At 41.3% G+C, this 1,001-nt stretch carries 1 protein-coding gene and 1 pseudogene; both read left to right on the top strand.

The window, feature by feature from the left end:
- Window positions 1-732 (top strand): replication initiation protein (locus R7R78_RS24600; RefSeq protein WP_263856311.1); only part of this gene is annotated, 732 nt, incomplete at its 5' end.
- Between the two features lie 8 nt (window positions 733-740).
- Window positions 741-1,001, top strand: a pseudogene (locus R7R78_RS24595) (hypothetical protein); the annotation flags it as partial.

Genomic DNA, 1,001 nt, shown 5'->3' with positions numbered 1-1,001 from the left:
GCCTTCTCTCGCGATAGTCGCAAATACCATATGTCTTATGCGATAAGCCCTGTTTGCACAACGGAAAACGCAAGAGAAAAACCCTTAGCTTATCTTGCTGCAATTCATCGCACGTACAAGCGTTTATTAAACTCAGACGCGGGTTTTGCACACCTGATAACAAAAAACCCTATGCATAGTGATTGGCTTGTTACGGTCTTTCATGATCATGAGTATTCGCTTGCGGAGCTGCATGATGGATGTGGAGATCTAGACAAGAGAAGCTATGACAATCCCGTAGAACTTGCGGATTATGAACGCAACGTTAGTTTATTCAGAGCCTTGCGTTATCACGCTTATGCTGTTGTTCATCACTTCGATTCACACAAGACATTTCACGCGCATTTGGAGTGTAAGATCGATGAACTTAACGCACAGTTCAGTGAGCCTTTAAGCTTTAACGAAATCATGTGTATTGCGAAAAGCGTTTCGAAGTGGACGTGGCGAAATCGCAGCAAGATTAGAGCTAGAGAGCGAAAAATGCAGCTTGATTCTAGCCAACCACTTGAAACTAGGCAGTCTATGGGGGCGCATTATACGAATACAAAACGGACGGAAAGTGTTTTATCCAAAGCTAAAGCTGCATACCAAGCATTGATTTTGGATAACAAAAAACCCACCCAGAAAGCTGTTCAGGAGCTTTCTGGGTTAGGGATAGCAACAATAAAAAGACATTGGAAATCAATCAAATAGGTGGCTTAATGGCTCGACTTAAAATATCAGGGAACGTCCGTATTGGGCATATATATGAATGTGAGTTTGGCTTGTTCAAACATACGGATGGAGTAAGTACAACGTCTAACCGAGATTTTGCGTGTGAGGATGACTATAACTACAGGATTCCTAATGAGATAATCAAAAAAAGAGCAGTTGTTGTTATTGGTAAACATCGAGGTTTATATCTAGTAGTACCAATCAGCAGCACAAAAGAAACAGATAAGAAACCGCATAAAAATCCTGAA

It is taken from the genome of Vibrio sp. 2134-1 (assembly GCF_033339495.1).
The sequence above is the reverse complement of the archived record's forward strand: the minus strand, read 5'-3'. Positions and strand labels throughout refer to the sequence as shown.